The sequence below is a fragment of the uncultured Bacteroides sp. genome, assembly GCF_958445495.1.
Lineage (GTDB): Bacteria > Bacteroidota > Bacteroidia > Bacteroidales > Bacteroidaceae > Bacteroides.
This window is the reverse complement of record NZ_CAUCSQ010000011.1, coordinates 1-20,008: the sequence shown is the minus strand read 5'-3', so window position 1 is coordinate 20,008 and position 20,008 is coordinate 1. Positions and strand designations below refer to the sequence as shown.

11 protein-coding genes are annotated in these 20,008 nt (G+C 43.3%); 3 read left to right on the top strand and 8 right to left on the bottom strand.

Annotation, left to right across the window (positions count from 1 at the left end):
- The first annotated feature begins 111 nt into the window (after positions 1-111).
- Together secDF and Q5076_RS05670 are read left to right on the top strand one after the other, a co-directional pair.
- Positions 112-3,132 carry a protein translocase subunit SecDF gene (gene secDF / locus Q5076_RS05675; protein ID WP_303011546.1) on the top strand — a complete coding sequence of 1,007 codons (3,021 nt, stop codon included), beginning with the start codon at positions 112-114 and terminating at the stop codon, positions 3,130-3,132.
- A 289-nt stretch (positions 3,133-3,421) separates the two neighbouring features.
- Complete coding sequence (locus Q5076_RS05670; protein WP_303011545.1) at positions 3,422-3,994, top strand: GNAT family N-acetyltransferase; 573 nt, start codon at positions 3,422-3,424, stop codon at positions 3,992-3,994.
- Between the two features lie 133 nt (positions 3,995-4,127).
- On the opposite strand, the gene Q5076_RS05665 is transcribed toward Q5076_RS05670, so the two are convergent.
- The 8 genes from Q5076_RS05665 to Q5076_RS05630 all read right to left on the bottom strand — a co-directional run bounded on the left by Q5076_RS05665 (position 4,128) and on the right by Q5076_RS05630 (position 18,831).
- Complete coding sequence (locus tag Q5076_RS05665) at positions 4,128-6,059, bottom strand: hypothetical protein (protein WP_303011661.1); 1,932 nt, start codon at positions 6,057-6,059, stop codon at positions 4,128-4,130.
- An 84-nt stretch (positions 6,060-6,143) separates the two neighbouring features.
- On the bottom strand, positions 6,144-8,330 hold the full coding sequence (locus tag Q5076_RS05660) for an alpha-galactosidase (RefSeq protein WP_303011544.1): 2,187 nt from the start codon (positions 8,328-8,330) through the stop codon (positions 6,144-6,146).
- A gap of 25 nt (positions 8,331-8,355) precedes the next feature.
- Entirely contained in the window at positions 8,356-9,474 is a 1,119-nt protein-coding gene (locus Q5076_RS05655; protein ID WP_303011542.1) for a hypothetical protein, read from the bottom strand.
- Positions 9,475-9,501: 27 nt separating this feature from the next.
- On the bottom strand, positions 9,502-10,941 hold the full coding sequence (locus tag Q5076_RS05650) for a DUF1735 domain-containing protein (protein WP_303011540.1): 1,440 nt from the start codon (positions 10,939-10,941) through the stop codon (positions 9,502-9,504).
- Positions 10,942-10,974: 33 nt separating this feature from the next.
- Positions 10,975-12,516 carry a DUF1735 domain-containing protein gene (locus tag Q5076_RS05645; protein WP_303011539.1) on the bottom strand — a complete coding sequence of 514 codons (1,542 nt, stop codon included), beginning with the start codon at positions 12,514-12,516 and terminating at the stop codon, positions 10,975-10,977.
- Between the two features lie 21 nt (positions 12,517-12,537).
- Positions 12,538-14,502 (bottom strand): RagB/SusD family nutrient uptake outer membrane protein, encoded by a 1,965-nt coding sequence (locus tag Q5076_RS05640; protein ID WP_303011536.1) that lies wholly within the window; start codon positions 14,500-14,502, stop codon positions 12,538-12,540.
- A 16-nt stretch (positions 14,503-14,518) separates the two neighbouring features.
- Complete coding sequence (locus Q5076_RS05635; RefSeq protein ID WP_303011534.1) at positions 14,519-17,881, bottom strand: TonB-dependent receptor; 3,363 nt, start codon at positions 17,879-17,881, stop codon at positions 14,519-14,521.
- Between the two features lie 74 nt (positions 17,882-17,955).
- Complete coding sequence (locus Q5076_RS05630; RefSeq protein ID WP_303011533.1) at positions 17,956-18,831, bottom strand: FecR family protein; 876 nt, start codon at positions 18,829-18,831, stop codon at positions 17,956-17,958.
- A 135-nt stretch (positions 18,832-18,966) separates the two neighbouring features.
- Between Q5076_RS05630 and Q5076_RS05625 the strand changes: the two genes are divergently transcribed.
- Entirely contained in the window at positions 18,967-19,515 is a 549-nt protein-coding gene (locus tag Q5076_RS05625; RefSeq protein WP_303011532.1) for an RNA polymerase sigma-70 factor, read from the top strand.
- The last annotated feature ends 493 nt before the right edge of the window (positions 19,516-20,008 follow it).

Genomic DNA, 20,008 nt, shown 5'->3' with positions numbered 1-20,008 from the left:
GTGAAAAAAAAACTATATTTGCAGCCTTGTATGCGGCAAAAAAGACTTGTGTACGACAAAATTTAACCGGAAATTAAATTAAAAAAGTAATCATCATAAATTAAAAGTAAAATGCAAAACAAAGGATTTGTAAAGGTTTTTGCGGTATTACTCACGCTGGTATGCGTGTTCTACCTCTCCTTCTCCTTCGTAACCCGCCACTATACCAACAAGGCGAAAGAAATTGCGAACGGCGACCTGAAAGTAGAACAAGATTACCTCGACTCTCTCTCCAACGAGAAAGTCTGGCTGGGTAACTGGACGCTGAAACAATGTCGTGAGATGGAGATTAGTTTAGGTCTGGACTTAAAAGGTGGTATGAACGTTATCCTTGAAGTTTCCGTGCCTGATGTCATTAAAGCACTGGCCGACAACAAGCCGGACGAAGCTTTCAACAATGCATTGGGAGAAGCGGCGAAGCAGGCAGTCAACAGTCAGGAAGACATCATCACGCTGTTCGTCAGGGAATACCATAAAGCAGCTCCGGACGCAAAACTTTCCGAACTATTCGCAACACAACAGTTGAAAGACAAAGTCAATCAGAAATCAACGGACGCAGAAGTTGAAAAGGTATTGAGAGAAGAAGTGAAAGCTGCTGTTGAAAATTCATACAACGTGCTCCGTACCCGTATCGACCGTTTCGGTGTTGTTCAACCGAACATCCAAAGTCTGGAAGACAAAATGGGGCGTATCATGGTGGAACTGCCGGGTATCAAAGAGCCCGAACGTGTGAGAAAATTGCTCCAGGGTTCGGCAAACCTGGAATTCTGGGAAACATATACAGCCAGAGAAATCCTTCCTGCCATGCAATCGGCTGATGCTAAATTACGTTCCATATTGGCTCAAACGGCAGAGACTGATTCTGTCGCCGCCGACACAGTGAAAACTGCCGACACGACAGAAGCCGTTCCCGCTAAGAAAGCTGTCAGCGCCGCTGACAGCCTTGCCGCCGCGTTAAAGGCAGACATCAAGCAGGATGATGCGACAACCGCCAGCTTGGCTGAAATGAAAAAACAATATCCTTTACTGTCCATGCTGCAACTGAATTCCAGCGGACAGGGACCGATTATCGGATATGCCAACTACAAAGACACTGCAGATATCAACAAATATCTGGCTATGCCGGAAATCAAAGCGGAACTTCCCAAAGATCTCCGTCTGAAATGGGGTGTCTCTCCTTCCGAATTCGATAAGAAAGGACAGACTTTCGAGCTATACGCCATCAAGTCTACCGAGCGCAACGGTAAAGCTCCGCTGGAAGGTGACGTAGTTACATACGCGAAAGACGAGTTCGACCAATACAGCAAACCGGCCGTAAGCATGTCCATGAACTCTGATGGCGCACGTCGCTGGGCACAGTTGACTAAACAGAACATCGGCCGCGCCATCGCTATCGTACTTGACAATTACGTATATTCCGCACCGAACGTAAACTCTGAAATCACAGGTGGACGTTCGCAAATTACAGGCCATTTCACTCCGGAACAGGCGAAAGACTTGGCAAACGTGTTGAGATCCGGTAAAATGCCGGCTCCGGCACATATCGTACAAGAAGATATCGTAGGTCCGTCATTAGGCCAGGCCTCCATCAATGCGGGTATATTCTCATTCGTCGTAGCTTTAATCCTGTTGATGATTTACATGTGTTCCATGTACGGTTTCATTCCGGGCATGGTTGCCAACGGGGCATTAGTGCTCAACTTCTTCTTCACGCTGGGTATCCTTTCATCCTTCCAAGCCGCGCTGACAATGTCCGGTATCGCCGGTATGGTATTATCGCTGGGTATGGCAGTGGACGCGAACGTGCTTATCTATGAACGTACAAAAGAAGAACTCCGCGCAGGCAAGGGAGTGAAAAAAGCACTTGCAGACGGTTATTCCAATGCATTCTCCGCTATTTTCGACTCGAACCTGACATCTATCATCACAGGTATCATCCTGTTCAACTTCGGTACCGGTCCGATTCGTGGTTTCGCCACGACTTTGATTATCGGTATTCTAGTATCGTTCTTTACTGCCGTATTCATGACCCGTCTGGTTTACGAGCATTTTATGAGCAAGGACAAATGGCTGAATCTGTCATTTACGACAAGTATCTCAAAGAACCTGATGACTAATACGCATTTCGATTTTATGGGTACCAACAAAAAATCCCTTATCATCGTCAGCGCTGCCATCGTCATCTGCATCGGTTCATTTGCTATCCGCGGCCTGAGCCAGAGCATCGACTTCACCGGAGGACGTAACTTCAAGGTTCAATTCGAAAATCCCGTTGAACCGGAACAAATACGCGAACTAATCTCTAGCAAGTTCGGCGACGCTAACGTAAGCGTCATTGCCATCGGTACAGACAAAAAGACCGTCCGTATCAGTACGAACTACCGCATCGAAGATGCCGGCAACAACGTAGACTCTGAAATCGAATCATACTTGTATGAAACGCTGAAACCGGTATTGACACAGAACATCTCGCTGGCTACCTTTATTGACCGCGACAACCATACCGGAGGCAGTATCATCAGTTCTCAAAAGGTAGGTCCGAGCATTGCAGACGATATCAAGACAGGAGCTATCTACTCCGTAGTTCTGGCATTGCTTGCAATTGGCCTGTATATTTTGATTCGTTTCCGGAACATTGCTTACAGTATCGGTTCCATCGTTGCTTTGAGTTGCGATACAATCATGATTATCGGTGCATATTCACTATTGTGGGGTATTGTACCGTTCTCACTGGAAATTGACCAGACATTCATCGGAGCTATCCTGACAGCCATCGGTTACTCCATTAACGATAAAGTGGTAATCTTTGACCGCGTACGCGAGTTCTTCGGCTTATATCCGAAACGCGACAAACGCCAGCTATTCAACGATTCTCTGAATACGACATTGGCGCGTACCATCAACACGTCATTGAGTACATTAATCGTGCTGCTGTGTATCTTCATCCTCGGCGGTGATTCAATCCGCAGTTTCGCATTCGCTATGATACTCGGTGTTGTTATCGGTACGTTGTCTTCACTGTTTATCGCTTCTCCGATTGCTTACAATATGATAAAGAACAAAAAAGCCGTAGCGACAACTACAGAAGAATAATAAATTCCATCCATAAAACGCCTCTTTCGGAGTATCTGAAAGAGGCGTTTTTTATAGATATCCTCTCATATCAGATTTCCCGGTTACTTCAAGAAATAGGTTGACCCGACGGACAGTTATGCACATACGCTATTTTATATAATACTCACTCTTCCATGTTTTCCCGTCCGTGTCTGTAAAAATAGGGCCTGCAGATATTTCATCTCCCACTTTATAGAGAAAGAAAAACGATTCATCATCCACTGTGGAATGTACTTTTTTATATTTTTGTATGAAAATATATATAATAATGAACTACATAGAAACAGAGCGGTTAATATTACGGCACTTCACAGAAGAAGATGTAAATGCCTTATTCGCTATTCTAAATGATAAAGAAGTTAATACATTCCTGCCTATGTTTCCATTGAGAGATATGGAGGAAGCCAAACAGTATCTTCAATACATAAAAAGTTATATTCAACGGAAAGGATTCTATTATGCAATTTGCCTAAAAGAAGACAATGTACCTATCGGCTGCGTCCATGTAAGCGAGGATGACAGCCATGATTTAGGTTATAGTATCAGAAAGGAGTTTTGGCATAAAGGAATTTGTACCGAAGCTTGCCGGGCGATAATCGACATGCTGAAACAGACGGATATTCCTTATATCACAGCCACGCATGATGTGAAAAATCCCAGAAGCGGAAAAGTAATGCAGGCCATCGGCATGAAATACCAATACTCTTATGAGGAACTATGGCAACCCAAAAACTTTTTGGTTACATTCAGAATGTACCAGTTAAACCTTAACGGACAGCAAGACCTGGTATATAAAAAATACTGGAATAAATATCCTGTCCACTTTATAGAGGAGATTTAAGGATAAACCCAATATTCCATAATAAACAGAATATGAGAAACAGGGTGCTATAAAAAGAACGGTGAAAGCCCCCCCATCCTTTCACCGTATCTCATCATCCGGCACATACCGGAAAATAAAAACATTTATCCTTTTACAAAACGACTTTTATAGAAGCGCCGTTCTCAACCGTAATGCGTTTGACAATCTTATTCTCCGACTTCACGCAAACAAGGATTTTACTTTTCTTACGTGAAACCTCTATGTCGAAATTTTTCCCGAAAGCCCGGATTCTCCTCAATGCCATCTCACCCCATTCATTAGGTAGTTGCGGGGTCAGTATAAAAGAATCCAGCCCAACGGGACGAATACCAAACAGCCCTTCCGTTATGACACGGGCATACAAACCGCTTTCCGCCGACAAATGCCGTTGGTTTCCCTCCGGCCATGCCTCAATGGCATAAGGTACATGGTTTCCCAGCAAACGCTTACGAGAATAAAACTTCAGGTATTTCGTCGCCCTCTCCCTTTCTCCACAAGCATAGACTCCTCTCAAGGCATACAGTGTAGAACGGTCCCAGAAAGTCGAACTACCGGCTTGTGTCAGTAGTCCGTTCTCCGTCCATAACCTTTCAGAGAAAAGCGCATCGACTGTTCCCTGCTTTCTCTCATAAATTCCCATCGTCAGAGGAACACAAATCCAGGAACGTAAAACGTCATTCCCTTCATAATACTGGTAAGTATCGTATCCCTCTACCTCACGTGCAAAATAAGTATCGATATTTTTGCTCAGTTCATCCGCAGCTTTTTCATACGCTTTGCCATTTTCACCCAACTCCTTCGCCAAATAAGAGGCAGACACCAATGCATCGTAATATAACGAAGAAGTACAAAGGTTTGCTTTACCTGCTGGAAAACGTCCTTCGAGTTCATCAGAATCGGACGTCACGACTCCGTCTTCATTCAGCTTTCTACGGCAATACTCCAAACACCAGATAATCAGATTCCACAGTTCTTTCGCCTCTTTCCGGTTTCCGGACGCCAGAGCGTAACGCGAAGCTCCGTAAGCAATCATAGCCACATCGCCTCTATCGCCCGCACCATGCCAGAAATCCAATCCCTCGGCAATAATAGAAGACGGTATCGGTTTGTACTCCGAATTCATGTAACCCATGAACAAGCGGAACGAGTCCATTACCGATTTGTTCCCTATCTCGTATCCGAGAAAAGGAAAGAAGGGATTAATATATTCCGCCTGGTCGTTCGCCCAGACAGCCGCATAATACGATTCCCCGCCCGGACCGTGCAGATAACCTCCTTTTGTCAGGAAAATACTCTCACTGCCACGTATTTTGGCAAATGAAAACATCGTATTGATAATACTATCCGGGGTTTCCAGTACCAGATTTTCCGTCACCTGCTTTATAAAAGCTTTTCTTGCCTCCATCTCCCTCCGGACATCCAGAGAGGGCAACTGTTCTCCTTGCTTCCGCCCTGTATAGACGATTTGTAAAGAGACACTTTCTTCCGGAGCAACTTCACGTACTGCTTTCCCGCCGGCAGGAGAGATTTCCGCCGTCAATATATAACTTCCGTCCACTCCCTTGCCGGAATCCGTATGGTAGACCAGTGAAGCAACGGGAAACTCAACGATCACTTTCTTCCCTGAACGATTCACCAACCGGTATTCTTCACAGAATGCCGGATACTGTGTGGACGGGAAAAGTGTACGTACCAGTTCAATTCCATTTGAGAACCGGCTCTCTACAGTCATAATCCCGTCTAAAACAATACGTTTGACCTTCTCATCGACCAAGACACGGCCATTGACATTAATCCGGTCTGCCCAGTCACCAACGAAATGCCGTTGTAACGACCCATGCGTATTGTTAGGTATGGTACGCAGGGAAGGCCAGATAAAATTACGGTCTATCGTCCAACGTCCCATCTTGTCCATTCCATAACGTAGGACGGCGGAAATCTTCAAACCGCTCATTTCGATATGGTCCCGATGGACATCCTTGTTGCCTATCTCCCAACCGATACGGTTCGTATCTACTATTTTCCATCGGTCCGCCCCCTTCATTTCCTGCGAAGAAGCACAAGCGAACAACAACCCCACGGCGAAAACCGATTTTAACATTTGTTTCATAACTGCTTTCTTTAACGATTATTCCGCCATCAATTCGAAAACACGGCTTGAATACTCTTTCTTCAAAGAAACTTCAAATCCCGTATTCATCAACAAGGCGCCGGAAAATACTTTTCCATCCAGATGACAAGGTTTCTCTCCGTCGGGTAAGGATAATTCACGTATCCTGTAATTCCGGTTCGGATCCAGACCGGCCGCACGGAAACGAGGTATGCCCATACCGACGAAATGCTCCATTTTATAAGCAAAAAATACAGCTTTGTCCTTTTGGTCGTTAACATACATCAGCGAAGCCACTCCCATCTTGTCATACGGAGAAATCAATCGGTACAGATTTCCCAACTGTACGGTCTCACGGATTGTTTTGTAATCGGCAATTGCCTTTTTCGCATACGCCTTGTCTTTCTCGCTCATGTCCTTAGGTTGAATCTCCATGCCCAAACGTCCGGACATCGCGACATCAAAACGGAATTTCAGTGGAACGATACGCCCGGTCTGATGATTACGGTTGGCGCTTACATGTTGTGCCATTGCATTCGACGGGAAGAAATAGGAAGTTCCCCATTGCATATAGATACGTTGTAAAGCATCCGTATTATCGCTTACCCAGAATTCCTCAAATCCCGGCATATATCCGTAATTGATACGACCGCCTCCGGCAGCACAAGCCTGAATCACGACATCGGGATACTTGGCGCGGATACGTTGCACCACCTTTTCCAATCCACGGTGATACTCGATATTGAGATGCGACTGTCTGTCTTTCGGCAGATAAGATGAACCATAATTTTTCAATTCCACATTGGCGTCCCATTTGATATAAGCGATTTCCGGATATTCAGTCAGCAGGCCATCTACGATACCGAAAACGAAATCCTGTACCTCCGGGTTCGTCATGTCAAGAAGCAACTGTGTACCTCCACGTCCATAAAGCAGCGCACGTCCCTTCACATTCAGTGCCCAGTCCGGATGTTTCTCATACAATTCGCTCTTCGAGTTGGTACTTTCCGGCTCTATCCAGATGCCGAACTTGACGCCTTCTTTCTTTGCCCGGTCAATCAATCCCCGGATGCCGTTGGGCAGTTTCCGCGTATCAGTCACCCAGTCCCCCAATGAACTGTTATCTACGTTACGGGGATATTTTCCGCCGAACCATCCGTCGTCCATAACAAACAGCTCTCCACCCATTGAGGCAATGTCATGCATCATCTGTCCCATGACCTCCTCATTCACTTTCAAATAAACGCCTTCCCAGCTATTCAACAGAATATCACGTGTTTTCCATCCGTTGTGAATCATGCCATTGCGCGCCCAGCGGTGGAAATTCCGGCTGGCTCCGCTCAACCCTTCATCACTATAAGTAAAAGCCAGTTTCGGGGTGGTAAACACTTCACCCCGCTCCAGTGTATATTCGGAAGACTCATTGTTGATACCGGCAGAAAACGTATGAAGATAATTATTCTCCGTCGCAATCCGTAATTTATAGTTTCCGGTCCAGCAAAGGGCTGCTCCGATCACTCTACCGGTATTCTCCTGCGGCTTGCCGTCTAACGAGAACATGACTTCCGCATGTGACGTGTGTGTATTACGCGAACCATCCATATTGGAAATAACTTTCATTCCCCGCAAAAGCGGTTCAGTTGTCAGGCTTGCCTCCGAAGCCCATGCGCCGTTCAGATGAGACACCCAGACATCTCCCTGCCGCAAATATATGCATCCGGAATCAAAACGTTTCAGCAACACAGGCTTTTTCTCCTGGTGGGAAATCTCCGTCCAGGTTTCAATCACATCGGAATTCGTATAAGCGCGATAATAAACTGCCACGCGAAATGGATAAAGTTTATCCTTCAATTGCACCTTAACGACATCCGCCTGTTCTTCCTTCCATTTTTCCACAGTATCTACCACCAAATCCACTGTCAGATTCCCATCTGCATGAGTTACGCTTAACGCGGTCAACAACTGATTGTTTACCCCGAAAGCCGGATAAGCGGAACGGTTAATTCCGTCCCATGCATCGTGCACTTGATGAATCTGCTCCGGGGTAATCTTATCTCCATAATAAGAAAAACGTAATTCTTCCCCTTTCGGGGCCATAACCATAAAAGACGTCCGCGGAGTCGAAATAAGGACATTGCGGTCATCCGCGCGGAGCATACCGCCTGCCATAACCAGTCCCATAGCCAATAAAAATACCTTCTTCATAATAGTTGAATGTTATTGCTGTTTGTTACTTTATTTCAATAGAGGCCTCATAAGTCAGATTTTCACCATTGCTTTCTAATGCCGGCATCTGCATTTCATAATAAGGTATCCACAGGTAACCTTTCTTGCCGTCAGTTTCCGCCTCAATCAAGACCGAACGCCAGAATTCAATGCCTGGAGCCAGATTCTTATAGTACAAGTCGGTTGCAGGAATGATTACTGTACCGTCGGAACCGGTCTTTTTATCCTCCAATACATATTCTTTCTTAATGGAACCGCAATATTGCCATCCGCCTTGGTCCTGACCGTATCCATTGTTATTTTGGGTTCCCCCGTAAATCTTAATCTTTACGTCCGTAGCCGGTCCTCCCCCATAAACAGCGGTTATCTTCAGCTCTTTCGCATTATCGACAGTCGTTTCCCAGTTCTCTTGCCCTCTAATTCTTCCAAAGTTAATCATCGCTACATGATAATCGCACCAGACACTCATCTTATTCTGTTTATTCATGATATCCACCGGTTCATACCCTTCTCCGTTAACCTCATTATTTTCAGCTTGGATAACGGTCATGTACAAGTCAGCAAACCCGAATAAAGCATGCCCGGATTCATGTGCCAGGACCTTATAATCTTCACCGCTAAAATAGTCATGCGCCGCCCCATTATCACCTTTATAACACATGCGGATGTTTCCGTTGGCACTCTGGCAATTCCTGTAATCTTCATTATAGTTATCGACTCCGTCCATTGTCAGAATCATGTCATAACCGGCATCCGCTTTCTCTTTCTCAAACCTTTGCCAAAAAGTTTTTGAGTTTTCATCATAAATCACGAGTTCGTCGGGAGCTTCGAGCTTAAATTCATACCTCAATTGTCCCTGTCCCGCATCATTGATAAACTTTGCCGCATTTGCCAGAAATTCATCCACCTTCTGTTTATGTACGGTAGCATTCCCTCCGGAAAGGGCATCCACGCTCTGTTTGTCACAGGCAACCAATATATTGTAAGTTATCAGTTCTTTACCTGAAACAATATTACCGTTTTCATAAATAACGTCCGGATCAACAACATATTCTTCCGTACAGCCACACATTACGAGTAAAGCCGCACCGAAAATCATTGAATTCAATCTATTTTTCTTCATATTACAGTATCAAAATTAATATAAATGTCAATTACCCCAGAATCTCAGGTCACCCAATGCAAAGAATGATTGCTTTTCCTCGCCAGCCTGATTGACAAAATACTCAGGAATATTTCTATCACCTGCCTTAGTGACACTGAAACGGATATAAGAATAAGACGTTTCTGACCCTAACGCATCCGACGTATAAGTTCCTCCCTTATCTTGAGGCAGGTTATCTGCTTCCTCCTCAAATTTCCTCAACGCTGTCCAGTTTGTACCGTCCGCACTCGTGTAAATAGTCAGTTTCTGGATGCACACATCACTATTATGCCTTGTGGAATAAGAAAAACTCATTACCTGTATCGGCTCTTTCAAGGCAATATCAATATACTGTCCGTACGTTTCATTGCGTTTTGCCCAATATTCCTCTTCTCCACTATACTCCGAATGCCAATAAGTCGACAAATCGTCATCAATCAACCCCGGTATTCCCGCACCGTCCTTGCCGTGGTAAGTAAACGGTGAAGTTACTTGTTCTTCTTCCAGAACAATCCGCGGCAACCCGCTTGAGATTACCAGATAATAATAATCTTTACTGAGTTCAAAAGTACCTGTTCCATCATCCGCAACTAAATGCAGCGGTAATAAATAATCCTTTTCTTCATCCAGGCCATCGGCACGAAGCAATAGGTCAATGGTGCTATCCAATGTCCCGGAAACGAAAACCAATTGATTTCCATCGGGATACGTCAGATTGGTTGTGGCAGGGAAGGGTTCATAATGTGTGCCGTTCTCCTGGTTATAAATATAAGTAAGCAAATCTATATCGTCTCCTACTTGAACCAAACAAGACACTGTCGCCTCATTTTTTTCCAAATTCTGCAAAGTAGCACTTATGGGTAACGTATAAGTAGTATATACATTCTGCTCATAAAAGTTTGTAGAGAAAGCTATTTGGGGAGTTTGTACCACGAAATTCAATAAAAGTTCCGACTTGTCCTGATTGATACGGTCTGTCCCGCTTACCAACTTCAACGGCAGGACAAATTCGGCTTCCGGTTTTTGGTCCATCGCCTCCTTAATGAGAGCGGCATTCAGCAACACCGTAACAGTTTGATATCCTTCATCGGCTCCTATACTGATATGAAGTGATTCCGGCAACGTATAACTCCCGGCAGGAATAATCCGATAATCCGACCCATCCAAGTCTCCGTATTTCTCGTCCACCTCACTCTGTGACATCAATCGGATATCCGCCTCGGCAGCCAGGGAAGGATCACTCCCTCCCTTTATTACCGTAAACGTATAGCTCTGTTCCTCCCCTGTATTGAGTAAAGATACTTCCTGTTCTCCATCATCTCTTATATAAAGGATTTTATAAGATTCTTGAGGCACAATCTTGTCCAAGTCATAATCCGATTCATCACAAGAAATAACCCCTAAGCAGCTACTTATAGCTACTAATCCATATATCAGATGTTTCATAATTTTCCTTGTTCTTTTAAATTAAAACGATCTTTATTTACCCCAGAAACATATTTCCGCCAAAGAGAAAAAACCTTGTTCCGTATGATTCATCGCCTTGACCTGTTTTCCGTCACTACCTTTGGTCACACTGAAACGTAACCACTTGAAAGGCTGTCCTGCAGTCAGAATTTCAGAACGGAATGTACCTCCCTGCTCATTAGGCAGGCGGTCTTCTTCAACAGTGAATTTTTTAAGTTCTTTCCAGTCGCTTTCATCTCCTGTCCAATCATACTCCCCGCTATCCAACCGCTCATCACATGTATAAATGGTAAATTCCAAAGGATGCCCATTGTCATAGTCGCCACGGAGCACATACTCAAACATCACTGTAGTCAATGCTCCATCCTTACCCACGTGAAAATCAATAGAGTGCCCATACTTTTCATGGCAAATATACTCATAACGACCTGTCTTATACCTGGAATGCCAAATCGTACTTAAATCACCATCTATTAAGCTCCATTGGTTCCATTCGGAGGAACTACTTTTCGAGCCATATTCCGTCCGTATATCATTATTGTCATCCTTCACCAGATTGATTTTTTGCAAGGAGGAATAATTGCTCACCTTTATATAACAGATTGACTCATCTACATCGATTCCTTCCCCACGGAGAAGTTTAACCGGTAACAGATAGTCCGTAAGAGGTGCTATGTTCTCTTCAATAAATACTATTTTCAACGACAAATAAAGTGTTCCCGGTCCAAAGGTCAAAACAGCCTCATCTCCTCCATTCAGTTGATAAGCATTTGTAGGAAGAGCCATGTAATCTGTACCATTTTCCACATTATAAGCACTTACCAGCTCATCTATATTTTTATCCACTTTACAAGAAACCGTCCTGGTATTCTCGTCCACCCCCGCAATTTGTGTAAAAAGGGAAACTTCCGCCGTCTCACTGACATCAACCGCTATCTCGCTTTCCGTTATTATCAGCTCAACTTTCGGCGATGAAATATCCATTATCAATAACAGTTTGTCTTTCTCTACACTGACACTGTCTGTCTCGCTCGTCAATTTCAAAGGGAGTACATATCTCTTCACTTTTTCCGTTTCACTCCCACTTCCTTCACCGTTTCCTTCTTCCTCCACTTCATCCATCATCATTAGAACGGCCTCTTGCATCTGTTTTGCATTGAGTGATACGGTTACGTCTTTTACATCTTCGGACTCCGAAAAAATTATTTCCGTCTGATTCGGTAATTTGTAACTGCCATCCGGAATGATGACATAATCAAAACCGTCCGACCCGTAATTTTCGTCTACTTCTTCCTGTGTCATGACTGCTAGCTTCGCACTCGCCGGCAAGTCCTGTTTTCCTCCTCTTACGACAGTGAAAGTATAGTCTGTAAACTCTCCGTCAGCATATACGGTCACTTCTTGTTCTCCATTCTCTTTCAGGTAGAGATATGCTTCTGTTGCTTCCTGTTCCGGATTTGCGAAATTGGGCAATACATCTGTCTCGTCACCGCAAGATACCAATGCCGACAAACAACATCCCGCTAATAATATATTAAAAAATAAATGTTTCATATCCTTCGTTCGTTTAATTTGTTAATATCCCGGCGCCTGTACCAATTGCGGATCACTGTAAACCTCATCAATATGGATAGGCAGTAAATACATTTTATCTGTCCAGGTAAAATCCTGCGATATGGGTGTCCGCTGATTAAATTCCTCAATAGTCGGGTTCACCTTTTTTTCTACACTCAAGCCTTCACGTACTCCCGCTTTCAACATGTCCGGGGCAAGTAACCAACGCCGCAGGTCATAATAACGGTGACCTTCACCCCACAACTCGATGAAACGTTCGCTTCTCACCCAATCCTCAATCGACATGCCGGATTGTACATCTGATATTTTCAGTTCCGGAACTCCCGCCCGTTCACGTATGACATTCAAATATTCTATCGCTTTTTCCGCATTGTCCAACGCCGCATAACATTCTGCCACATTCAAGTAAAGTTCTCCCAAACGAAACAATGTCACCGGATAGCTTCGTCTGTTATGACTGTCGGTATATGTCAAATCCGGCTGAACAAATTTCCTGGTCAGAAAACCGGTAGGCGAATAGTCTCTCGGATAATCGGGACCATATCCGTTACACGGTGTCCCACTTGTTTCTTTTCCCGTATTGGCATCGTTACCCCGCATATCCAAACGTAACGGTTTCCCTTCCCGCAAGAGCGGGCCGTAGTCGTCCCCGTCGAACGAAAGCCATGCATAAAAACGCGGTTCACGCCCTATATTCAAATTGATAATCTCCTCACGGTCGACATTGCCGGCTTCCAGCCATCGGGTCTTGTTCGTAAAAGCAGGATCTTTTTCCGGAAGTTTTCCATTTTTCGTATAGAAATGTTCCATTGTATAAAGTGTAGGAGCAAAGCCTCCCCATTCTCCTGTCCAAGCATTGTTTTTATAAACAACCCGATGAGGAACCGATGCGGACGTATTCCAATTTGAACTGGGAAAGGTTGCGAAAATAATTTCCTTATTCCCTTCGTCATCATACGAATTATGCAAATAACGCATCAACAGGACTTTCTTCTTAAACTCATCATTGACATCACCCGGTATATAAATCTCGCTATATTTGACTCCCTGATTCTCCGCTATGGAAGAAATATGATCCCACTGTAACAACTTGCGCGAACCGGTTTCTTCTGCAAACGTCAACGCATCCAAGCTGGCTTCCAACGCTTTCTTCCACTTTTCTTCATTATACGTCCTGCTCACCAACTCGTTTCCATATCCCGGCGTTTCATAATTCTCATTCTGCCATGAGCCTAATGGGAATTTCCCGTTCCACATATCAGACGCGGCATAAAGCAACACACGGGATTTCAACGCCTTGCAAACTGTAGAGGTGGCACGTCCCCATTCATTCCCACTACAAGAGGCAGGTAGTGCATTGCTTCCCACCGCTTCGTCCAACAGGCCGACAATGTAATCGACTGTATAATCGAAATGTGAACGCCCCGGTAAAGCACTTGTAGGTGTATTTTGGTCGGGATATTCATCTACAATAGGAATCGGACCGTATGCGGACAGTAACCGGAAATGATAATATGCTTTCAGGAATTTGACTTCCGCTATCCAACGTTCTTTCTGCAAATTGGTCACTCCTTCCGGATTACTTTTGGCAATTTGCCTTAAGAATAGGTTGCATTGCCCGATATAATTATAAAAATTATCCCAAATCATCGGTGTATCCTTGTCACCGGAGGTGTAAGAAGAATTCACACGTCCCCATGCCACGTTCGGGCCCGGATACGTATCCCAGAAAGGAGACAGGACAAACTCATCGGTAGATGCTTCAAAGGAACGGTAATGAGAGGGAGTTGTACGGCCGCAGGCAATATAACAGGAATATAAGAATCCCAATGTAGTGCTTTCATCTTTCATCGTATCGTCGGCATCGGCCTGTTCCGTCGGAACGACATCCAGATAATTACATGAGCTCACCATGCAACAAATAGCGCCCACCAATAAATATAATAGTTTTTTAATCAATTTCATAGCTACAATTTTTTATTTAAAAATTAATTTGTGCACCGATACAGAATGTACGCTGTAAAGGATATTTATTCCACCAGACTTCTGGGTCCCAGTTTTTAAACGGACTCCAGACAGCTAGATTCTCTCCGCTGACATACACACGGCAATACGGAAAAGAATAGCCGACCTGGAAATTTTTGAAGCGGATGAAATTACCGTTACGCATCCAGTAAGAACTTGCAACCATGTTATTGTTTACATCCGAATAAGTCAATCCTAAACGCGGATAAGCAGCATTCGGATTCGGATTGTCTTCGCTCCAGTAATCCTCAGCAATGAATGTCATGATGTTGTGGTCTACATGATGTTCGTCGGTACAAAACGGCGTAATATTATTCATCATCAGCGTACGTTTTGCCGAACCATTGAAGAACACGCCTACATCCAGTTTCTTATAGGTCACGTTCAACCCTAAACCATACTGGATACGAGGAGTCGAACCGTTATAAGGCGAAAGCAGGACCTGGTCGTTTTCATTAATGATACCGTCCCCGTCAATATCACGGTATTTGATGTCTCCTACCATGACTGTACTTCCCAAATCCTGTTTAGGACTGTTGTTTATCTCGTCCTGGCTGGTAAACAACCCTTCCGCGATATATCCATAAGTAGCTGAAATAGGTTTTCCGGTTTCACTCTTCCAAGTATAAGGATATTCAGGTTCGTCGATATAATCGTATTTATTAGCGGTGTAAGTAAAGTTACCGCGGAAATCTATATGCAAATCTTTGACGATTTCTTTTCTCCAGTTCAGGCTCAGTTCAAAACCTTTATTTGTCACTTCCCCGATATTACTCCAAGGAATGGCATTCGTATATCCCATAAATATCGGCCACGAAGCACGCTGCATTAAAATCCTGTCACGTTTTTCGTGGAAGAAGTCTGCCGTAATACTTACTTGGTTGAACAACTCAAAATCAATGCCAACGTCCAATTTCTTGGCACGTTCCCAACAAGCATCTTGAATAGCATAACGGTTAAAACCAGGACCTGATTTTTTATCGGTTCCACGTACGCCCATCGAGTAAGAACCACTTCCGCCTATCGTCACATCGTCAAAATAAAGGAAGTGAGGAGCTCCGGCATCGGAACCCGTCTCATCGTTTCCTACCAGACCGTAAGAACCTCTAATTTTCAGGTGGTTGACATAAGGTCTAATTGGTTCCCAGAATTTCTCCCCACTGGCTACCCAACCTAAAGACATGGCAGGGAAAAATTCGAAACGCTTACCTTTAGCCAAACGTTCTGTCCCATTATAACCGAAATTGAACTCCACTAAATAACGATGATCGAAGTCATAGGTAAGACGTCCGGACAATCCCTGATTCCTATGCGGATTGACGTCACTGCGGAATTCGCGTTGCATATACATCAATAAACCGCCTACATTATGTCTGCCGAATGAACGGTTATAATCCAAACGGACATCGAAATAAAATGTATTGTCACTGTAACGACTTATTCCCGACTCATCGATATAATCCTTACCGGAAGTCCCAACCCTTGACAAAAGGAATGTATTGGGATTATCGGGATTCCAGGTCGAACGGTCTACCTGATAATAGTAAGGTTCCAACGAACGGTCGTAAGAGTTATAGGCATAAGCCTTTAAATTTACCAACGCCGTCAGTTTCAACCCTTTGGTAACGAAATCAAGCTTTTGTTCCAGGTTGAGCGAAGTATTCAGTGTAGTCGAGTTTTTTTCCTTGAATGAATTCAACATTTCAGCATACGGGTTCTTATACAGCGACTCACCCGACCAGTAAGCATTTCCGAAACGTATATGCTTGTCTCCCTCCGCTGCCGGGAAATAGGGGACGATAGCAATCGGATTACTATCTTCATAAACCATGGAAAAGAAAGAATTGACATCCGTCTTAGGTCCGGTGTAATGCCCAACCTGCGCATTCATCCTCAAACCGATTTTCGTGGAAGAAGTCAGCCTATAATCGATATTATTCTGAAACGTATAATTCCAAGTGTTGATATTATTCTTCAGCGAATAGTTTTGGGGGATATTCAACATACCGGTATCATGGTTCGCCTGCAAACTCAGATAATAAGAAACTTTTGAACCGCCTCCCTGCACATTGATATTGGCACGCTGGTTCATAGTCATATCTTTGAACATCAAATCATACCAGTCGATATCCGGATAAGCATACGGGGCCACATGGCTGCGTGTCATATCTATATCACTCTGCGAATATCTTGGAGTACGGGTAGGATTGCGTGTCAACATAGCTTCATTGTACATCTCCATCCAAGTAGCTCCATCAACAAACTCCATCAGCTTCGTTGGCTGCTGGAAAGAGTATTCAAAGGAAGCGTTCACCCTTGCCTTCGAATTTTCAATACCGCTTTTGGTAGTAATTAACATGACGCCGTTAGCACCCCTCGCACCGTAAATGGCGGTGGCGGACGCATCTTTCAAAATAGAAAAACTTTCGATACTTTCAGCCGGAAGATTATTCAAGTCTCCCGAAGAGATTTCCACTCCATCCAACAAAATCAACGGAGTAGCACGTCCGCCAAACGTGCTGACACCACGAATATAAAAGTCAGAAGTTTCTCCCGGCGCACCGGAATTGGTGACGGCAATTACACCCGAAAGCTTTCCCGCCAAGGCGGTTGTCAAAGATGAAGAAGGAATTTTCAGCTCAGCCCCCTTTACAGCCGCAATAGATCCCGTGACCGAGACTTTCTTCTGAGTTCCGGCTCCTACTACAACCACTTCTCCCAGCATTTCATTATCCGAAACCATCTTGACATTGATAACGCCCTGGTCAGTTACGTAAATGCTCTGTGTCTTACAGCCAATATAGCTGAATTCCAACGTTCCGCTTTCGCCGGAAAAAGGAATTGTATAGTTTCCGTCCAAGTCTGTTATCACTCCCGTTGTCGTTCCTTTTACCACTACATTGACACCGACAAGCGGCAGTCCAGTTTCATCCGAGACGTGTCCCGTAATGTTACGTTGCTTTTTTTTCTGTTGCTGCCGCACGGCATTTTCTTCCTCATTCCTGACTAAAATGATATCTTTTCCCTGAATCTTGTATTCGATTCCGCTGGACTCGAAAACCTTTTTCAGCACTTCTTCAATTGTACCGTTACAATCGAAGTCCTTCTTTACATTTCCAGACAAATCATCTGAATTATAAAAGAAAGAATAATCACTGTTTTTCTCGATTTGCTGAACAACTTGAGTCAACGTCATCGAATGTCCTTTGACCCGGACCAAAACGGAATCGACCGCATTGACTTCCAACAAAGGGCAAAAAGACAGAAACAGGGCAAAACTCCTGCATCCAATCCCACTCAAAATTTTTTTCTTTTTCATTTGTTGTTTTTATTAATATTAGTTTAAAGGTATTAGCGTATAATACTTTCTTAAACGTGTAATACTTTCCCCTACTACTTATACAATACATATTTGTTATTCACAAAACGATAATTCAACTTCAAGCTGAAACATATCTTCTTTATCACTAAATCCAATGTTTCATCGTAATGAATACGCCCGGTTATATTCAATTTCTTCAATCCTTCCAGCTCTATCGAAACCCGGTATTTCTGTCCGATAAAGTCAACTAACTCGGAAAGGGCTATTTCAGAAAACCGGAAATCACCGTTCTCCCAGCAAATATTCGAAGAAATAAGCTTTACAGTTGATTTCAACTTTACGCTATCATATACCAATTGCTGGGATGGATACAGCTCAACAGCCTCCTTTCCTGCTGATATGAAATCAATCCGTCCGTTATACAATGTAATGACGTTTGCTTCCGCTATATCCTGGTTCACAGAAAAGCATGTCCCTTTTACTTCAATACAAGAATTCGCCAGATATACCCTGAAAGGTTTCCCATTCTGTTTCAAAACCTCGAATGTGGAGTTTCCTTCCAGCTTCACGTTCCGATTTTCTGAAAAGTCTCCGGCACACTCAATACGGCTGCCAGCCTCCATCCACACCTTGGAACCGTCAGGCAATATATAATTCCGGCTCTCCGCAGCTTCCACAATCAACATTTTGTCTGACAGCCTATTTCCCCACATGAAATAGGTCCATCCCGCCAAAAACAAAATAGCAACGGACGCAGCGACCGACGAAACAACCTTTAACCGATAAAAGCGACGAGACACATGCAAGCGTTTATCGATCTTATTCCAAATCAAATTTCCAACAGCAACATCACTCTCATTTTCCACTTCTTCTTCAATCCTGTCCCATTGTTGCTTCATAAATTCCGCAACAAATTTCTTATTAACAATATCATTTCTATCTCTCATACATTGGCCTTTTATTATAAACACACTTGAAATTGGCCAAGGGTTACATGAGAAAAAATATTTTTTCAGGTATAAAGTCCTAAATATTCTTTTACTAGTTTATAATTTTAGTATTTTTACGCAAACAAAATTTATATGAAAAATAAAATACAGTTATTAAAACAAGGGGATGAAACTGTTTTCAAACTTATATATAATAAGTATTGGAAAAAAGTATATCGTTTTGCCCAATTATACCTGACAGATACATTCGAAATAGAAGAGACCGTACAAGACGTTTTTATTAAACTGTGGGAACATAAAGACATGCTTGACGAAAACGAAGACCTGGACGGGCTATTATTCATCATTACCCGCAACCGGACATTCAATCAGAACCGCAAATCATTAAACGAAACAGCATTGAAAAACACATTGGAACAAGTAGAAAAAAAATATTGCGATATAGAAAACCAGATAGTTGCCGAAGACTTGAACCGATACGTAAACATACTGATACAGCAATTACCACCACGTCAAAAGGAAACTTTTATTTTAAGCAGAAAGCAAGGGCTAAGCAATAAAGAAATAGCCGAACGACTTTCCATTTCAGAAAGCGGCGTAAAACGAAATATCCACGAGGCTTTGAAATTTCTGAAAAAAAATCTGCCTCTATTCATTACTTTTTTGAACTATAACGGTTAAAACCTGTCCCGACAATCTTTCCGCTGCCGGACAAACAACCGTCTGACACATGTTACGAAGTAGCACGGCTTTTCCATTTGCCGAACACTGAATTTTGCTTTAGAACCAAAACCACCATATATCTTTATTTTTAAAAACCCACAATAATAATATTGACAGAATAATACATAAAACATTCAATACACGTTCTAAATATTCAAAACAGGATTCGATATTTATTTAACACAAAATAAGATGATAGAGAACTAAAATCTTCTGATTCTAGCCGATTAAAGATTGAATTTATAACAACATACCACTATTTGCAATGAAGGGGAAGACGAACGACCAATCAACAAAACCTGAACAGCCTCTCTTGACAAACGGGGAATAAAAAAGGGGGGAATGAAACAATCCCCCGACAAAAATAGCTGAACATCAAATAATTAACTTTTAAAAAGTAGCCCCGAGGGGAATCGAACCCCTATCTAAAGTTTAGGAAACTTCTATTCTA

Excerpts from the sequence above, each read along its gene's own strand:
- secDF (WP_303011546.1), top strand. The coding sequence starts at position 112 with ATGCAAAACAAAGGATTTGTAAAGGTTTTTGCGGTATTACTCACGCTG.
- Q5076_RS05670 (WP_303011545.1), top strand. The coding sequence starts at position 3,422 with ATGAACTACATAGAAACAGAGCGGTTAATATTACGGCACTTCACAGAA.
- Q5076_RS05665 (WP_303011661.1), bottom strand. The coding sequence starts at position 6,059 with ATGAAGGGGGCGGACCGATGGAAAATAGTAGATACGAACCGTATCGGT.
- Q5076_RS05660 (WP_303011544.1), bottom strand. The coding sequence starts at position 8,330 with ATGAAGAAGGTATTTTTATTGGCTATGGGACTGGTTATGGCAGGCGGT.
- Q5076_RS05655 (WP_303011542.1), bottom strand. The coding sequence starts at position 9,474 with ATGAAGAAAAATAGATTGAATTCAATGATTTTCGGTGCGGCTTTACTC.
- Q5076_RS05650 (WP_303011540.1), bottom strand. The coding sequence starts at position 10,941 with ATGAAACATCTGATATATGGATTAGTAGCTATAAGTAGCTGCTTAGGG.
- Q5076_RS05645 (WP_303011539.1), bottom strand. The coding sequence starts at position 12,516 with ATGAAACATTTATTTTTTAATATATTATTAGCGGGATGTTGTTTGTCG.
- Q5076_RS05640 (WP_303011536.1), bottom strand. The coding sequence starts at position 14,502 with ATGAAATTGATTAAAAAACTATTATATTTATTGGTGGGCGCTATTTGT.
- Q5076_RS05635 (WP_303011534.1), bottom strand. The coding sequence starts at position 17,881 with ATGAAAAAGAAAAAAATTTTGAGTGGGATTGGATGCAGGAGTTTTGCC.
- Q5076_RS05630 (WP_303011533.1), bottom strand. The coding sequence starts at position 18,831 with ATGAGAGATAGAAATGATATTGTTAATAAGAAATTTGTTGCGGAATTT.
- Q5076_RS05625 (WP_303011532.1), top strand. The coding sequence starts at position 18,967 with ATGAAAAATAAAATACAGTTATTAAAACAAGGGGATGAAACTGTTTTC.